The sequence below is a fragment of the Pseudomonas sp. URMO17WK12:I12 genome (assembly GCF_000514395.1).
GTDB classification, from domain to species: Bacteria; Pseudomonadota; Gammaproteobacteria; order Pseudomonadales; family Pseudomonadaceae; genus Aquipseudomonas; species Aquipseudomonas mucoides.
This window is the reverse complement of sequence record NZ_AZVV01000026.1, coordinates 1-16,663: the sequence shown is the minus strand read 5'-3', so window position 1 is coordinate 16,663 and position 16,663 is coordinate 1. Positions and strand designations below refer to the sequence as shown.

General features: G+C 55.3%; 12 protein-coding genes, 1 tRNA gene and 1 pseudogene. All 14 read right to left on the bottom strand.

Annotated features, from left to right (window positions below; all coding sequences use genetic code 11):
• Positions 1–939, bottom strand: a 939-nt coding sequence (gene tuf, locus D882_RS0126835; RefSeq protein ID WP_027926090.1) for an elongation factor Tu, incomplete at its 3' end; no start/stop codon positions are given.
• A gap of 30 nt (positions 940–969) precedes the next feature.
• Complete coding sequence (fusA, locus tag D882_RS0126830) at positions 970–3,075, bottom strand: elongation factor G (RefSeq protein WP_027926089.1); 2,106 nt, start codon at positions 3,073–3,075, stop codon at positions 970–972.
• Positions 3,076–3,105: 30 nt separating this feature from the next.
• Entirely contained in the window at positions 3,106–3,576 is a 471-nt protein-coding gene (gene rpsG, locus D882_RS0126825; RefSeq protein ID WP_002555493.1) for a 30S ribosomal protein S7, read from the bottom strand.
• A gap of 118 nt (positions 3,577–3,694) precedes the next feature.
• A complete protein-coding gene (gene rpsL / locus D882_RS0126820; RefSeq protein ID WP_002555494.1) occupies positions 3,695–4,066 on the bottom strand; it encodes a 30S ribosomal protein S12 in 372 nt (123 codons plus the stop codon).
• A 216-nt stretch (positions 4,067–4,282) separates the two neighbouring features.
• Positions 4,283–8,482, bottom strand: a complete 4,200-nt coding sequence (gene rpoC / locus D882_RS0126815; protein WP_007896632.1) for a DNA-directed RNA polymerase subunit beta' — start codon at positions 8,480–8,482, stop codon at positions 4,283–4,285.
• A 64-nt stretch (positions 8,483–8,546) separates the two neighbouring features.
• Positions 8,547–12,620 (bottom strand): DNA-directed RNA polymerase subunit beta, encoded by a 4,074-nt coding sequence (rpoB, locus tag D882_RS0126810; protein WP_027926088.1) that lies wholly within the window; start codon positions 12,618–12,620, stop codon positions 8,547–8,549.
• Positions 12,621–12,840: 220 nt separating this feature from the next.
• A complete protein-coding gene (gene rplL / locus D882_RS0126805; RefSeq protein ID WP_027926087.1) occupies positions 12,841–13,206 on the bottom strand; it encodes a 50S ribosomal protein L7/L12 in 366 nt (121 codons plus the stop codon).
• Positions 13,207–13,284: 78 nt separating this feature from the next.
• The gene (gene rplJ, locus D882_RS0126800) at positions 13,285–13,785 is read right to left on the bottom strand and encodes a 50S ribosomal protein L10 (protein ID WP_027926086.1); all 501 of its coding nucleotides are present in this window, start codon (positions 13,783–13,785) and stop codon (positions 13,285–13,287) included.
• 198 nt (positions 13,786–13,983) lie between these two features.
• On the bottom strand, positions 13,984–14,679 hold the full coding sequence (gene rplA / locus D882_RS0126795; RefSeq protein ID WP_003186095.1) for a 50S ribosomal protein L1: 696 nt from the start codon (positions 14,677–14,679) through the stop codon (positions 13,984–13,986).
• Positions 14,679–15,110: a 50S ribosomal protein L11 gene (rplK, locus tag D882_RS0126790; protein WP_007933726.1), complete on the bottom strand. Its 432-nt coding sequence runs from the start codon at positions 15,108–15,110 to the stop codon at positions 14,679–14,681. Before rplK ends, rplA begins: the two co-directional genes overlap by 1 nt.
• 117 nt (positions 15,111–15,227) lie before the next feature.
• Positions 15,228–15,761 (bottom strand): transcription termination/antitermination protein NusG, encoded by a 534-nt coding sequence (gene nusG / locus D882_RS0126785; RefSeq protein WP_007896622.1) that lies wholly within the window; start codon positions 15,759–15,761, stop codon positions 15,228–15,230.
• Between the two features lie 9 nt (positions 15,762–15,770).
• Positions 15,771–16,139, bottom strand: a complete 369-nt coding sequence (gene secE, locus D882_RS0126780) for a preprotein translocase subunit SecE (protein WP_007896620.1) — start codon at positions 16,137–16,139, stop codon at positions 15,771–15,773.
• Between the two features lie 45 nt (positions 16,140–16,184).
• Positions 16,185–16,260 (bottom strand) — tRNA-Trp (locus D882_RS0126775).
• Positions 16,261–16,313: 53 nt separating this feature from the next.
• A pseudogene (locus D882_RS01000000131470) lies at positions 16,314–16,663 on the bottom strand (elongation factor Tu); the annotation flags it as partial.

The window sequence follows — 16,663 nt, the reverse complement described above, 5'->3', positions numbered from 1 at the left end:
GTAAACTTCTGCGGTGAACTTGGTGTGCGGCTTAACCGAACCCGGCTTAACCAGAACCTGGCCACGCTCAACGTCGTCACGCTTGGTGCCGCGCAACAGCACGCCGCAGTTCTCGCCTGCACGACCTTCGTCGAGCAGCTTGCGGAACATTTCAACACCGGTGCAGGTGGTGACGGTAGTGTCACGCAGACCAACGATTTCCAGTGGGTCCTGAACGCGAACGATACCGCGCTCGATACGACCAGTCACAACAGTACCGCGACCGGAGATCGAGAATACGTCTTCGATTGGCATCAGGAACGGCTTGTCGGTCAGACGAACTGGTTCTGGGATGTAGCTGTCCAGAGTCTCAACCAGTTTACGAACGGCAGTGGTGCCCATTTCGTTGTCGTCTTTGCCTTCCAGAGCCATACGCGCCGAACCGATGATGATCGGAGTGTCGTCGCCCGGGAAGTCGTAAGTGCTCAGCAGATCGCGCACTTCCATCTCAACCAGTTCCAGCAGCTCAGCGTCGTCTACCAGGTCAGCCTTGTTCAGGAAAACCACGATGTACGGAACGCCTACCTGACGGGACAGCAGGATGTGCTCACGGGTTTGTGGCATCGGACCATCAGCGGCCGAGCAAACCAGGATAGCGCCGTCCATCTGGGCAGCACCAGTGATCATGTTCTTCACATAGTCAGCGTGACCTGGGCAGTCAACGTGAGCGTAGTGACGGATCTTCGAGTTGTACTCGACGTGCGCGGTGTTGATGGTGATACCACGAGCTTTTTCTTCTGGCGCGCTGTCGATTTTATCGAAATCAACGATGGCCGAACCGAATACTTCGGAGCAGACGCGAGTCAGAGCTGCAGTCAGAGTGGTTTTACCGTGGTCAACGTGACCGATGGTGCCAACGTTGACGTGCGGTAGGGAACGATCAAATTTTTCTTTAGCCACGACAATTAACTCCTTGCCTAAAGGGCTGAATCAGCCTTGTTTTTTGGTAACAGTTTCGACGATGTGCGACGGAGCTGTATTGTATTTTTTGAATTCCATAGAGTAGCTTGCGCGACCCTGGGACATGGAACGAACGTCGGTCGCATAACCGAACATCTCGCCCAGCGGAACTTCGGCGCGAATTACTTTGCCGGAGACCGTGTCTTCCATACCCAAAATCATGCCGCGACGACGGTTAAGGTCGCCCATCACGTCACCCATATAGTCTTCAGGCGTAACAACCTCTACCGCCATGATCGGCTCGAGCAACTCACCACCGCCCTTCTGGGCCAGTTGCTTGGTCGCCATGGAAGCAGCCACCTTAAACGCCATCTCGTTGGAGTCGACGTCGTGGTAAGAACCATCAAACACGGTAGCCTTCAGGCCGATCAGCGGATAGCCGGCAACAACGCCGTTCTTCATCTGCTCTTCGATACCCTTCTGGATCGCCGGGATGTATTCCTTAGGAACCACACCACCCACGACTTCGTTCACGAATTGCAGACCTTCCTGACCTTCGTCAGCAGGAGCAAAACGAATCCAGCAATGGCCGAACTGGCCACGACCGCCGGATTGACGAACGAATTTGCCTTCGATTTCACAGTTCTTCGTGATGCGCTCACGATAGGAAACCTGAGGCTTACCAATGTTGGCTTCGACGTTGAACTCACGGCGCATCCGGTCAACCAGGATGTCCAGGTGCAGCTCGCCCATGCCGGAGATGATCGTTTGACCAGTCTCTTCATCGGTTTTGACGCGGAAAGATGGATCTTCCTGAGCAAGCTTGCCCAGAGCGATACCCATTTTTTCCTGGTCATCCTTGGTCTTAGGCTCTACGGCAACCGAAATAACCGGCTCCGGGAAGTCCATACGAACCAGGATAATTGGCTTGTCAGCGTTGCACAAAGTCTCACCAGTGGTGACGTCCTTCATGCCGATCAAGGCCGCGATGTCACCAGCGCGCACTTCCTTGATTTCTTCACGGGCGTTTGCGTGCATTTGCACCATACGACCCACGCGCTCTTTCTTGCCTTTAACCGAGTTGATCACGCCGTCGCCGGAGGCCAACACGCCCGAGTAAACTCGAACAAAGGTCAAGGTACCCACGAATGGGTCGGTAGCGATCTTGAACGCCAGAGCCGAAAACGGCTCGCTGTCGTCTGCGTGACGCTCCATTTCCTTGGTCTCGTCATCCGGGTCAGTACCCTTGATGGCAGGAATGTCGGTTGGAGCAGGCAGGTAGTCGATAACGGCGTCGAGAACCAGGGGAACACCCTTGTTCTTGAAGGAAGAACCGCAAACAGCCAAAACGATCTCACCAGCGATAGTACGCTGACGCAGAGCCGCTTTGATTTCCGCGTTGGTGAGCTCTTCACCCTCGAGGTACTTGTTCATCAGCTCTTCGCTGGCTTCTGCCGCGGCTTCAATCATGTTGCCGCGCCATTCGTTAGCCAGCTCCTGCAGTTCAGCAGGGATAGGCTTACGAACTGGAACCATGCCTTTGTCAGAGTCATTCCAGTAAACAGCTTCCATAGCCATCAGATCGATCTGACCCTGGAAGTTGTCTTCGGAACCGATGGCCAATTGAATTGGCACCGGAGTGTGACCCAGACGCTGCTTGATCTGGCCGATCACGCGCAGGAAGTTGGCACCAGCACGGTCCATCTTGTTTACGTAAACAAGACGTGGAACGCCGTACTTGTTGGCTTGACGCCATACGGTTTCCGACTGAGGCTCAACACCCGAGGTGCCGCAGAACACAACGACCGCGCCGTCGAGAACACGCAGGGAACGCTCAACTTCAATAGTGAAGTCAACGTGGCCCGGGGTGTCGATGACGTTGAAACGGTATTGGTCCTTGTGCTGCTTCTCGGAACCCTGCCAGAAGGCGGTAATAGCAGCAGAAGTAATGGTAATACCACGCTCCTGCTCCTGCACCATCCAGTCTGTGGTCGCGGCGCCGTCATGCACCTCGCCCATCTTGTGGCTTTTGCCAGTGTAAAAAAGGACGCGCTCGGTGGTGGTGGTTTTACCAGCATCCACGTGAGCAACGATACCAATGTTACGGTAGCGGTTAATCGGTGTAGTACGAGCCATAAAGCCCTCGCAAAATTAGTGACGCTGAAATTAGAAGCGGTAGTGCGAGAAAGCCTTGTTGGCTTCAGCCATACGGTGCACGTCTTCACGCTTCTTAACTGCAGCACCTTTACCTTCAGCGGCGTCCAACAGTTCGCCAGCCAAACGCAGAGCCATAGACTTCTCGCCGCGCTTGCGGGCGAAGTCTACCAACCAGCGCATTGCCAGAGCGTTACGACGGGACGGACGAACTTCGACCGGAACCTGGTAAGTAGCACCGCCTACACGGCGCGACTTTACTTCGACCAGCGGAGCGATGGCGTCGAGAGCTTTCTCGAAGATTTCCAGGGGATCGCTGTTCTTGCGTTCTTTAACTTTTTCCAGCGCGCCATAAACGATACGTTCGGCAACGGCTTTCTTGCCGCTTTCCATAACGTGGTTCATGAACTTGGCCAGGATCTGGCTGCCGTACTTTGGATCGTCAAGCACTTCGCGCTTGGCTGCTACGCGTCTTCTTGGCATGGATAAGCCCTCAAACGGTCTTCAGGTTCGCTCGGAATCGGTGCCCTTGCGGGACGCCTCCGACCTTACTCTTATCGACTCAGAAAAATAGAAAATCAGTTTTTACAAAAAGCCGCTACTACTTAGGCTTCTTGGTACCGTACTTCGAACGACCCTGGTTACGACCTTTAACGCCGGAAGTATCCAAAGAACCGCGTACGGTGTGGTAACGAACACCTGGCAAGTCTTTTACACGACCGCCGCGGATCAGTACCACGCTGTGCTCTTGCAGGTTGTGGCCTTCACCGCCGATGTACGAGGAAACCTCGAAACCGTTGGTCAGACGCACACGGCATACTTTACGCAGTGCCGAGTTAGGTTTTTTCGGCGTGGTGGTATACACACGGGTGCATACGCCACGACGTTGCGGGCAGTTCTGCAGCGCAGGCACGTCGGATTTCTCGACGATACGCTTACGCGGCTGACGTACCAGCTGGTTGATAGTTGCCATCTACTAGCTCCACTGTTGTCTTGCGACGCTATTGTCTTGCAAGAAAAGCAAAATGGCAGGAACGAATTCCCGCCAAATTTAGGGGTACAAGAGTCTAAAGAGGATCTTGTCCCCAGTCAAGGCAAGGCCCCGACCTCCCCACCCATCCAACCTCGACAAATTGTCTCGATTCGATGAACGGAGCAGCCAGGGCCTTACGCTCATTTATCGCAGAACTCAGTTACCGCTAGAGTTCAGCGCTTCGGTCAGTGCAGCTTCCACTTCACTGGCGCTTACGCGCAACGGTTTGTCAGCATCACGGCGACGCTTGCGCTCGCTGTGATAAGCCAGACCGGTACCAGCCGGGATCAGACGACCCACGACCACGTTTTCTTTCAGGCCGCGCAGGTAATCGCGCTTGCCGGTTACCGCCGCTTCGGTCAGTACGCGAGTGGTTTCCTGGAAGGAAGCCGCCGAGATGAACGATTCGGTGGACAACGACGCCTTGGTGATACCCAACAGCACGCGAGTGAACTTGGAAACGAATTTCTCGTCGCCAGCCAGACGCTCGTTCTCTACCAGAACGTGAGTCAATTCCATCTGGTCGCCCTTGATGAAACTGGAATCGCCGGATTCAGCGATTTCAACTTTACGCAGCATCTGACGCAGGATGGTCTCGATGTGCTTATCGTTGATCTTCACGCCTTGCAGACGGTAAACGTCCTGGATCTCGTTCACGATGTACTTGGCCAGCGCACTCACACCCAGCAGACGCAGGATGTCGTGTGGATCGCTCGGGCCGTCGGAGATAACTTCGCCGCGGTTTACCTGTTCGCCTTCGAAGACGTTCAGGTGACGCCACTTCGGAATCAGCTCTTCGTACGGATCGCTACCGTCGTTCGGGGTAATGACCAGACGACGCTTGCCTTTGGTCTCTTTACCGAACGCGATGGTGCCGCTGACTTCAGCCAGAATCGAGGCTTCTTTCGGACGACGTGCTTCGAACAAGTCGGCAACACGCGGCAGACCACCGGTGATGTCACGGGTCTTCGAAGTCTCTTGCGGAATACGAGCGATAACATCACCGATCGCGATTTTCGCACCGTCCGCAACACCGACCAGGGCGTTAGCAGGCAGGAAGTACTGAGCAATTACATCGGTACCCGGCAGCAAGAGATCCTTGCCATTGTCATCAACCATCTTCACAGCAGGACGGATATCTTTACCGGCAGCTGGACGATCTTTGGCGTCAAGTACTTCAATGTTGGTCATACCGGTCAATTCGTCAGTCTGACGCTTGATCGTGATGCCTTCTTCCATGCCCACGTAGGTCACGGTACCTTTCATTTCGGTAACGATTGGGTGAGTGTGCGGATCCCACTTGGCCACGATTGCGCCAGCGTCGACCTTGTCACCTTCTTTAACCGAAATCACAGCACCGTACGGCAGCTTGTAACGCTCGCGCTCACGACCGAAGTCATCAGCGATCGCCAGCTCACCGGAACGGGACACAGCAACCAGGCAACCATCCACTCGCTCAACGTGCTTCAGGTTGTGCAGACGGACGGTACCGCCATTCTTCACCTGAACGCTATCAGCTGCGGAGGTCCGGCTTGCCGCACCACCGATGTGGAACGTACGCATGGTCAGCTGGGTACCCGGCTCACCGATGGACTGGGCAGCGATAACGCCGACCGCTTCACCGATGTTCACCTGGTGACCACGAGCCAGATCACGGCCGTAGCACTTGGCGCAAATGCCGTAGCGGGTTTCGCAGCTGATCGGCGAACGCACGATCACTTCGTCGATGCTGTTCAGCTCGATGAACTCGACCCACTTCTCGTCTACCAGCGTGCCGGCAGGAACGATGATTTCTTCAGTACCTGGCTTGAACACGTCACGGGCAATAACACGACCCAATACGCGCTCACCCAACGGCTCAACAACGTCACCGCCTTCAATGTGCGGAGTCATTACCAGGCCATGCTCGGTGCCGCAATCGATCTCGGTTACTACCAGATCCTGCGCCACGTCTACCAGACGACGAGTCAGGTAACCGGAGTTCGCAGTTTTCAACGCGGTATCCGCCAAACCTTTACGAGCACCGTGAGTGGAGATGAAGTACTGAAGTACGCTCAAACCTTCACGGAAGTTCGCAGTAATCGGCGTTTCAATGATGGAACCGTCCGGCTTGGCCATCAGGCCACGCATACCGGCGAGCTGACGGATCTGCGCAGCAGAACCCCGTGCGCCCGAGTCGGCCATCATGTACATCGAGTTGAAAGATTCCTGGTCGACTTCGACGCCATGACGGTCGATGACCTTCTCTTTCGAGAGGTTGGCCATCATCGCCTTGGAAACTTCGTCGTTCGCCTTGGACCAAAGGTCGATCACTTTGTTGTACTTCTCGCCCTGGGTTACCAGGCCGGAGGCGTACTGACTTTCGATCTCTTTCACTTCGTCGGTGGCAGCACCGATGATGCGGGCTTTTTCATCCGGGATAACGAAGTCGTTAACACCGATGGAAACGCCGGAGATGGTCGAATAAGCAAAACCGGTGTACATCAACTGGTCAGCGAAAATCACGGTCTCTTTCAAACCAACCACGCGGTAGCACTGGTTGATCAGCTTGGAGATCGCCTTTTTCTTCATCGGCTGGTTGACGACGTCGTACGACAGACCAGGTGGAACAACCTGGAACAACAGCGCACGGCCGACGGTGGTGTCGACGATACGGGTGTTCTTGACGCTGCCACCATCACGATCGTTGACGGTTTCGTTGATCCGCACTTTGACTTTAGCGTGCAGTGCGGCTTCGCCGGCACGGAACACACGGTCAACTTCCTGCAGATCCGCGAACACACGACCTTCGCCCTTGGCGTTGATCGCTTCACGAGTCATGTAGTACAGACCCAATACAACGTCCTGCGAAGGAACGATGATTGGCTCACCGTTGGCTGGCGACAGAATGTTGTTGGTCGACATCATCAACGCACGCGCTTCCAACTGGGCTTCCAGTGTCAGCGGTACGTGCACGGCCATTTGGTCGCCGTCGAAGTCGGCGTTGTACGCAGCACAGACCAGAGGGTGCAGCTGGATAGCCTTACCTTCGATCAGTACCGGTTCAAACGCCTGGATACCCAGACGGTGAAGGGTCGGTGCACGGTTGAGGAGAACCGGGTGTTCGCGAATCACTTCAGCGAGAACGTCCCAAACTTCCGGCAGCTCGCGCTCGACCATCTTCTTGGCAGCTTTGATGGTGGTCGCAAGACCACGCATTTCCAGCTTGCCGAAAATGAACGGCTTGAACAGCTCGAGAGCCATCTTCTTCGGCAGACCGCACTGGTGCAGACGCAGGGTCGGACCTACGGTAATTACCGAACGACCGGAGTAGTCAACACGCTTACCGAGCAAGTTCTGACGGAAACGACCTTGCTTACCCTTGATCATGTCAGCCAGGGATTTCAGAGGACGCTTGTTCGAACCGGTGATAGCGCGGCCACGACGACCGTTGTCGAGCAGTGCGTCGACGGCTTCCTGCAACATACGCTTTTCGTTGCGCACGATGATGTCCGGAGCGGACAGATCAAGCAGGCGCTTCAAGCGGTTGTTACGGTTGATCACTCGACGATACAGATCGTTGAGGTCGGAAGTCGCGAAGCGACCGCCATCCAGCGGGACCAGTGGACGCAGATCTGGCGGCAGAACCGGCAGAACGGTCAGCACCATCCACTCTGGAAGGTTGCCGGAACCCTGGAAGGCTTCCATCAACTTCAGACGCTTGGACAGCTTCTTGATTTTGGTTTCGGAGTTGGTTTGCGGAATTTCTTCACGCAGACGGCCAATCTCGTGTTCCAGGTCGATAGCGTGCAGCAGCTCACGGACAGCTTCGGCACCCATGCGGGCATCGAAATCGTCGCCGAACTCTTCCAGCGCTTCGAAGTACTGCTCGTCGTTGAGCAGCTGACCTTTTTCAAGGGTGGTCATGCCTGGATCGATAACGACATAGCTCTCGAAGTAGAGAACGCGTTCGATATCACGCAGGGTCATGTCCATCAGCAAGCCGATACGCGACGGCAGCGATTTCAGGAACCAGATGTGGGCAACTGGCGAGGCCAGTTCGATGTGCGCCATGCGCTCACGACGAACTTTAGCCAGCGCGACTTCAACGCCGCACTTCTCGCAGATCACACCACGGTGCTTCAAGCGCTTGTACTTACCGCACAGGCACTCGTAATCCTTTACCGGGCCAAAGATCTTGGCGCAGAACAGGCCGTCACGTTCAGGTTTGAACGTACGGTAGTTAATGGTTTCCGGCTTTTTAACTTCACCGAACGACCACGAACGGATCATCTCAGGCGATGCCAATCCAATACGGATGGCGTCGAACTCTTCGACTTGACCCTGGTTTTTCAGCAAATTCAGTAGGTCTTTCAAGGCCTTTCCTCCTGGCGGAGCAGAGAGCGGGCAATCCTGCCCCGCTCTCGATTCGCGTCACGTGTTATTCGGTTTCCAGATCGATATCGATGCCGAGGGAACGAATTTCCTTGATCAACACGTTGAAAGACTCGGGCATGCCCGGCTCCATACGGTGATCGCCATCCACGATGTTTTTGTACATCTTGGTACGGCCGTTCACATCGTCCGACTTCACTGTGAGCATTTCTTGCAGAGTGTAAGCGGCACCGTAAGCTTCCAGTGCCCAGACCTCCATCTCCCCGAAACGCTGACCACCGAACTGCGCCTTACCACCCAGCGGCTGCTGGGTAACCAGGCTGTACGAACCGGTAGAACGAGCGTGCATCTTGTCGTCTACCAAGTGGTTCAGCTTCAGCATGTACATGTAGCCAACAGTAACCGGGCGCTCGAACTTGTTGCCGGTACGGCCGTCGGTCAGCTGCATCTGGCCGCTTTCCGGCAGGTCTGCCAGTTTCAGCATGGCCTTGATTTCGCTTTCCTTGGCGCCGTCGAACACTGGAGTGGCCATTGGAACGCCGCCACGCAGGTTCTTCGCCAGATCCAGGATTTCCTGGTCGGAGAAGCTATCCAGATCTTCGTTACGACCGCCGATCTGGTTGTAGATCTCGTCCAGGAAGGTACGAAGCTCAGCCACTTTGCGCTGCTCTTCGATCATCCGGTTGATCTTCTCGCCCAGACCTTTGGCCGCGAGGCCGAGGTGGGTTTCAAGGATCTGACCAACGTTCATACGCGAAGGTACGCCCAACGGGTTGAGGACAACGTCGACCGGGGTGCCATTGGCATCGTGCGGCATGTCTTCAACCGGCATGATCACGGAGACCACACCTTTGTTACCGTGACGACCGGCCATCTTGTCGCCCGGCTGAATGCGGCGACGGATTGCCAGGTAAACCTTGACGATTTTCAGCACGCCTGGAGCCAGGTCATCGCCCTGCTGCAGTTTGCGCTTCTTGTCTTCGAACTTGTCGTCCAGCAGACGGCGACGATCAACGATGTAGGCCTGAGCCTTCTCGAGCTGCTCGTTCAGAGCATCTTCAGCCATGCGCAGTTTGAACCACTGACCATGCTCAAGACCGTCGAGAACTTCGTCGGTGATGTCCTGACCTTTCTTCAGACCGGCGCCGCCTTCGGCTTTGTGGCCGACCAGAGCGGAACGCAGACGCTCGAAAGTTGCGCCTTCAACGATACGGAACTCTTCGTTCAGATCCTTGCGGATCTCGTCGAGTTGAGTCTTCTCGATCGACAGTGCACGAGCATCACGCTCAACGCCGTCGCGGGTGAAGACCTGTACGTCGATGACGGTACCCTTGGTGCCAGTAGGCACGCGCAGGGAGGTGTCTTTAACGTCGCTGGCTTTTTCACCGAAGATGGCACGCAACAGCTTCTCTTCCGGAGTCAGTTGGGTCTCGCCTTTCGGAGTGACCTTACCGACCAGAATGTCGCCTGCGCCAACTTCAGCACCTACGTAAACGATACCGGCTTCGTCCAGTTTGTTCAGTGCAGCTTCACCCACGTTCGGGATGTCTGCAGTGATTTCCTCTGGCCCAAGCTTGGTGTCACGCGCCACACAGGTCAGTTCCTGAATGTGGATCGTGGTGAAGCGATCTTCCTGAACCACACGCTCGGACAGGCAGATGGAGTCTTCGAAGTTGAAGCCGTTCCATGCCATGAACGCAATGCGCATGTTCTGACCCAGAGCCAGTTCACCCATGTCGGTGGACGGACCGTCAGCCATGATGTCGCTACGCTGAACCCGATCACCTTTACGCACCAGCGGACGCTGGTTGATGCAGGTGTTCTGGTTGGAGCGGGTGTACTTGGTCAGGTTGTAGATGTCGACACCAGCTTCGCCGGTTTCAACTTCGTCATCAGCAACACGAACCACGATACGGCTGGCGTCGACAGAATCGATAACACCGCCACGACGAGCCACGACGCAAACGCCGGAGTCACGAGCTACGTTACGCTCCATGCCGGTACCGACCAGCGGCTTGTCAGCGCGCAGGGTTGGTACAGCTTGACGCTGCATGTTCGAACCCATCAACGCACGGTTGGCGTCATCGTGCTCGAGGAACGGGATCAGCGACGCAGCAACCGAAACTACCTGCTTCGGCGATACGTCCATCAAGGTGACGTCTTCAGGCGCCTTGACGGTGAACTCGTTCAAGTGACGAACAGCTACCAGCTCGTCGATCAGGACTTTTTTATCGTTCATCGTGGCCGAAGCCTGAGCGATCACGTGATCAGCTTCTTCGATGGCGGACAGGAACACGATCTCGTCGGTGACCAGAGCGTCTTTCACCACACGGTACGGGCTCTCGAGGAAGCCGTACTGGTTGGTGCGCGCATAGGCAGCCAGGGAGTTGATCAGACCGATGTTCGGACCTTCCGGCGTTTCAATCGGGCATACACGACCGTAGTGAGTCGGGTGTACGTCACGAACTTCAAAGCCGGCACGCTCACGAGTCAAACCGCCAGGGCCGAGTGCAGACACACGACGCTTGTGGGTGATCTCGGACAGCGGGTTGTTCTGGTCCATGAACTGGGACAGCTGGCTGGAACCGAAGAACTCTTTCACCGCCGCAGCCACTGGCTTGGCGTTGATCAGGTCTTGCGGCATCAGGCCTTCGCTTTCAGCCATCGACAGACGCTCTTTGACCGCACGCTCAACACGTACCAGGCCAACGCGGAACTGGTTCTCGGCCATTTCGCCTACGCAGCGAACACGACGGTTACCCAAGTGGTCGATGTCATCGACGATGCCTTTACCGTTACGGATGTCGACCAGAGTCTTCAGTACCGCGACAATGTCTTCTTTGCACAACACACCCGAACCTTCGATCTCGGTACGACCGATACGACGGTTGAACTTCATCCGGCCGACCGCAGACAGGTCATAGCGCTCAGGGCTGAAGAACAGGTTGTTGAACAGAGTCTCGGCAGCGTCTTTGGTTGGCGGCTCGCCTGGACGCATCATGCGATAGATCTCGACCAGCGCTTCCAATTGGTTGCTGGTGGAGTCGATCTTCAGAGTGTCGGAGACAAACGGACCGCAGTCGATATCGTTGGTGTACAGAGTTTCGATGCGAACAACCTGGGCCTTGGCGATTTTCGCCAGGATCTCGGTGTTCAGCTCGGTGTTGCACTCTGCCAGGATTTCGCCGGTTGCCGGATGCACGATGACCTTGGCGGTAGTGCGACCCAGGACGTAGTCCAGAGGCACTTGCAGCTCTTTGATCCCTGCTTTTTCCAGCTGGTTGATGTGGCGAGCGGTGATACGACGACCTTGCTCGACAATAACCTTGCCTTTGTCATCCAGGATATCCAGGACAGCAATTTCACCACGCAGGCGCTGAGGCACCAGTTCCAGGCTGAGGTTTTCACCTTGCACGTGGAAGACGTTGGTGGTGTAGAACGCATCCAGCACTTCTTCAGTGGTATAGCCCAGCGCGCGCAGCAATACCGATGCAGGCAGCTTGCGACGACGGTCGATACGCACGAACACGCAGTCTTTCGGGTCGAACTCGAAGTCCAACCACGAACCGCGGTAAGGAATGATGCGCGCGGAGTACAGCAGTTTGCCGGAGCTGTGCGTCTTGCCACGGTCGTGGTCGAAGAACACGCCCGGGGAACGGTGCAGCTGGGAAACGATTACACGCTCGGTACCGTTGATTACGAAGGTACCGTTCTCAGTCATCAGGGGGATTTCACCCATGTAGACTTCTTGCTCTTTAATGTCCTTGATCGCTTTGTTCGACGATTCTTTGTCGAAAATGATCAGGCGCACTTTTACCCGCAAAGGTACGGCGTAAGTTACACCGCGCAATACGCATTCTTTGACATCAAATGCCGGTTCGCCCAGGCGATAACCGACGTACTCCAGCGCAGCATTGCCGGAGTAGCTGATGATCGGGAAAACGGATTTGAAGGCCGCATGCAGGCCCACGTCGCGGAACTGATCTTTAGTCGCTCCCGCTTGCAAGAATTCACGATACGAATCCAGCTGGATGGCCAGGAGGTACGGCACATCCATGACGTCCGGCAACTTGCTAAAGTCCTTGCGGATACGTTTTTTCTCAGTATATGAGTAAGCCATCAGCGTTCCCCAGCTTGGTCACCTGCTTGTTTGGCCCCTCCCGACGGGAGCAGCCAGAAAATCGTGCAAACCCCATGGTTTGCGCCACCACATCGGGTGGTTACAGCTCGTTATCAGCACCGACCCAGTCGGCTGCCAATAACGGAAAAAGGCCGGTGGCAAGAGCCACCAGCCATCAGCCTTTCGCTTTACGCTCGGGCTGGAGGAGCAAAGTCGATGCTTACTTCAGCTCGACTTTAGCGCCTGCTTCTTCCAGAGTAGCTTTGGCTTTGTCAGCTGCGTCTTTCGAAACAGCTTCCAGAACCATGGCAGGAGCGCCGTCAACTACAGCCTTGGCTTCTTTCAGGCCCAGACCGGTCAGTTCACGTACTGCCTTGATCACGTTTACTTTCTTCTCGCCAGCTTCGGTCAGCATGACGTTGAATTCGGTTTGCTCTTCAACAACAGCGGCAGCAGCAGCTGGACCAGCCGATGCAGCAGCAGCGGTAACGCCGAATTTTTCTTCGAAAGCTTTGATCAGCTCAACAACCTGCAGAACCGACATTTCAGCTACGGCGTTGAGGATATCGTCTTGGGAGATAGACATTGCTGTATTTCCTGAATTGGGGGACGGCCTACGCGGCCATCGAAATAAACAAAAATACGCGAAAGGAGATGTTCAGCCTTAGGCTGCAACAGCTTCTTTTTGGTCGCGAACTGCAGCCAGAGTACGAGCCAACTTGCTGGTAGCGCCTTGAATCACGCTCATCAGCTGAGAAATTGCTTCGTCACGGGTCGGCAGTGTTGCCAGTACGTCGATTTGGTTAGCTGCGAGGAACTTGCCCTCGAACGCAGCTGCCTTGATCTCGAACTTATCCTGACTCTTGGCGAATTCCTTGAACAAACGGGCAGCAGCGCCAGGATGATCCTTGGAGAACGCGATCAGAGTCGGGCCGGTGAACACGTCGTTGAGGACACTGTATTCAGTGTCAGCAACAGCGCGCTTGAGCAGGGTGTTACGTACAACACGTACGTAAACGCCAGCTTCACGAGCCTCTTTACGGAGTCCGGTCATCGCGCCTACTGTTACGCCACGGGCATCAGCCACGACAGCGGACAGAGCGACTTTGGCAGCCTCGTTGACTTCAGCGACGATGGCCTTCTTGTCTTCGAGATTAATTGCCACGGGTTTAACTCCTGCTTGTTACCGTTTCATCTGGCCGAAGCCGGATGTCGTTTTGGTGTCTGATTCGGTAAGGAACCGGGAGCACCATCTGCGTAGGCTTGAGGTTTAAGACTTGCGTCGCCTACGGTCTTGGATAGCCCCCGCCAGGCAGGGACCCCAATCTTTCAATTGGCGCGATCGCTCGCGCCAACCTGTGTCTTACGCGTCGAGCGAGCTTTGGTCGATGACCAGACCTGGGCCCATAGTGGTGCTCAGGGTAACGCGCTTGACGTAAATGCCTTTCGAGGAAGCTGGCTTGATACGCTTCAGATCAGCGATCAGGGCTTCAACGTTTTCCTTCAGCTTGACGGCGTCGAAGCCGATCTTGCCAACGGAAGTGTGGATGATGCCGTTTTTGTCGGTGCGATAACGAACCTGACCAGCTTTGGCGTTTTTAACCGCGGTAGCTACGTCTGGAGTTACGGTGCCGACTTTAGGGTTAGGCATCAGGCCGCGTGGACCGAGGATCTGACCCAACTGACCAACAACGCGCATTGCATCCGGGGATGCGATAACTACGTCATAGTTCAGGTCGCCGCCTTTCATTTCGGCAGCCAGGTCGTCCATACCTACACGGTCAGCGCCGGCAGCCAGAGCGGCCTCAGCAGCTGGACCCTGGGTGAACACAGCAACGCGAACGGTCTTGCCAGTGCCGTGTGGCAGCACAGTAGCGCTACGAACAACCTGGTCAGATTTACGCGGGTCAACACCCAGGTTAACAGCAACGTCGAACGACTCGCTGAACTTGACAGTCGACAGCTCAGCCAGCAGAGCAGCAGCGTCTACAAAGTTGTAGGCCTTGCCTGCTTCGATTTTGCCGGCGATAGCCTTTTGACGCTTGGTCAACTTAGCCATTACACACCCTCCACGTTAAGGCCCATGCTACGAGCAGAACCGGCGATAGTACGCACGGCTGCTTCCATATCAGCTGCAGTCAGATCCGCGTTTTTGGTTTTCGCGATTTCTTCCAGCTGAGCACGGGTCACGGTGCCAACCTTAACGGTGTTCGGACGAGCGGAACCGCTAGTCAGACCAGCAGCCTTCTTCAGCAGAACCGAAGCAGGGGTGGACTTGGTTTCAAAAGTGAAGCTACGGTCGCTGTAGACAGTGATGATCACTGGAGTCGGCAGACCTGGCTCAAGACCCTGAGTACGGGCGTTGAAGGCCTTGCAGAATTCCATGATGTTCACGCCGTGCTGACCCAGAGCAGGACCAACAGGTGGGCTTGGGTTAGCCTGAGCGGCCTTCACTTGCAGCTTGATGTAAGCGGTAATTTTCTTGGCCATGAGGCACTCCAATTACGGGTTCAAACGCCTCGAAAGGCTCCCCGGTTACTTGCGCGTTTATCCCAGTGACGACAAAACCCCACAGCCTAGGGCTGCGGGGTTGGGATGCTTGCTCAGCTAGACCTTTTCGACCTGGCTGAACTCTAGCTCTACCGGGGTAGAGCGACCGAAAATGAGCACTGCCACTTGGATCCGGCTCTTCTCGTAGTTAACTTCTTCAACCGTGCCAGTAAAATCAGCAAACGGCCCGTCATTGACCCGTACCGACTCGCCCGGCTCGAACAATGTCTTCGGCTTCGGCTTATCACTACCATCAGCAACGCGACGCAGAATTGCTTCTGCCTCTTTATCTGTAATTGGCGCAGGCTTATCGGCAGTACCGCCAATGAAGCCCATCACCCGAGGCGTATCCTTGACCAAGTGCCAAGTACCCTCGTTCATATCCATCTGTACCAGCACGTAACCTGGGAAGAACTTGCGCTCGCTTTTGCGCTTCTGGCCATTACGCATTTCAACCACTTCTTCAGTGGGAACCAGAATTTCGCCGAAGCCATCTTCCATGCCAGCCAGCTTTACGCGCTCTACCAACGAGCGCATGACATGCTTCTCGTAACCGGAGTAAGCATGCACAACGTACCAACGCTTAGCCACGGGACACCCTTAGCCGACAATCAAGGAAACAAGCCAGCCGAGGAGGGAATCAAGCCCCCACAACAGCAACGCCATAACCAGAACAACAGCCACAACAATCAACGTGGTCTGCGTGGTTTCTTGGCGAGTTGGCCATACGACTTTACGAATCTCAGTGCGAGCTTCCTTAACCAGTACAAAGAAAGACTTGCCCTTGACTGTCTGCAGGCCTACAAAGGCAGCTACAGCAGCAATGACGAGCAGTGCAAGTACACGGTACAGGATCGGCGAAGCAGAGTAATACTGATTGCCAACAACGCCAACAACCACCAAAGCGACTACTACTAGCCACTTGAGCAGATCGAAGCGAGAGCCTTGAGCTTCAGCTTTAGGAGTCATCTATGAAGATCCTGTGAAAAGAAAGCCAGACACACCAAGTGAATCTGGCAGGTCAGGAGGGAATCGAACCCCCAACCTACGGTTTTGGAGACCGTCGCTCTGCCAATTGAGCTACTGACCTAAAACAAAATCAGGCCGACCATTATGCCGGCCCGAAAAAGACATTACAACAATTTACTCGATGATTTTGGCTACGACGCCAGCGCCGACGGTACGACCGCCTTCACGGATAGCAAAACGCAGACCATCTTCCATCGCGATGGTTTTGATCAGGGTAACAGTCATCTGAATGTTGTCACCTGGCATTACCATTTCAACGCCTTCTGGCAGCTCGCAGTTACCAGTCACGTCAGTAGTACGGAAGTAGAACTGTGGACGGTAGCCTTTGAAGAACGGAGTATGACGGCCGCCTTCTTCCTTGCTCAGAACGTAAACTTCTGCGGTGAACTTGGTGTGCGGCTTAACCGAACCCGGCTTAACCAGAACCTGGCCACGCTCAACGTCGTCACGCTTGGTGCCGCGCA

Bases quoted from the DNA above. Each gene is read 5' to 3' on its own strand.
- fusA (WP_027926089.1), bottom strand. From the start codon at position 3,075: ATGGCTCGTACTACACCGATTAACCGCTACCGTAACATTGGTATCGTT.
- rpsG (WP_002555493.1), bottom strand. From the start codon at position 3,576: ATGCCAAGAAGACGCGTAGCAGCCAAGCGCGAAGTGCTTGACGATCCA.
- rpsL (WP_002555494.1), bottom strand. From the start codon at position 4,066: ATGGCAACTATCAACCAGCTGGTACGTCAGCCGCGTAAGCGTATCGTC.
- rpoB (WP_027926088.1), bottom strand. From the start codon at position 12,620: ATGGCTTACTCATATACTGAGAAAAAACGTATCCGCAAGGACTTTAGC.
- rplL (WP_027926087.1), bottom strand. From the start codon at position 13,206: ATGTCTATCTCCCAAGACGATATCCTCAACGCCGTAGCTGAAATGTCG.
- rplA (WP_003186095.1), bottom strand. From the start codon at position 14,679: ATGGCTAAGTTGACCAAGCGTCAAAAGGCTATCGCCGGCAAAATCGAA.
- rplK (WP_007933726.1), bottom strand. From the start codon at position 15,110: ATGGCCAAGAAAATTACCGCTTACATCAAGCTGCAAGTGAAGGCCGCT.
- secE (WP_007896620.1), bottom strand. From the start codon at position 16,139: ATGACTCCTAAAGCTGAAGCTCAAGGCTCTCGCTTCGATCTGCTCAAG.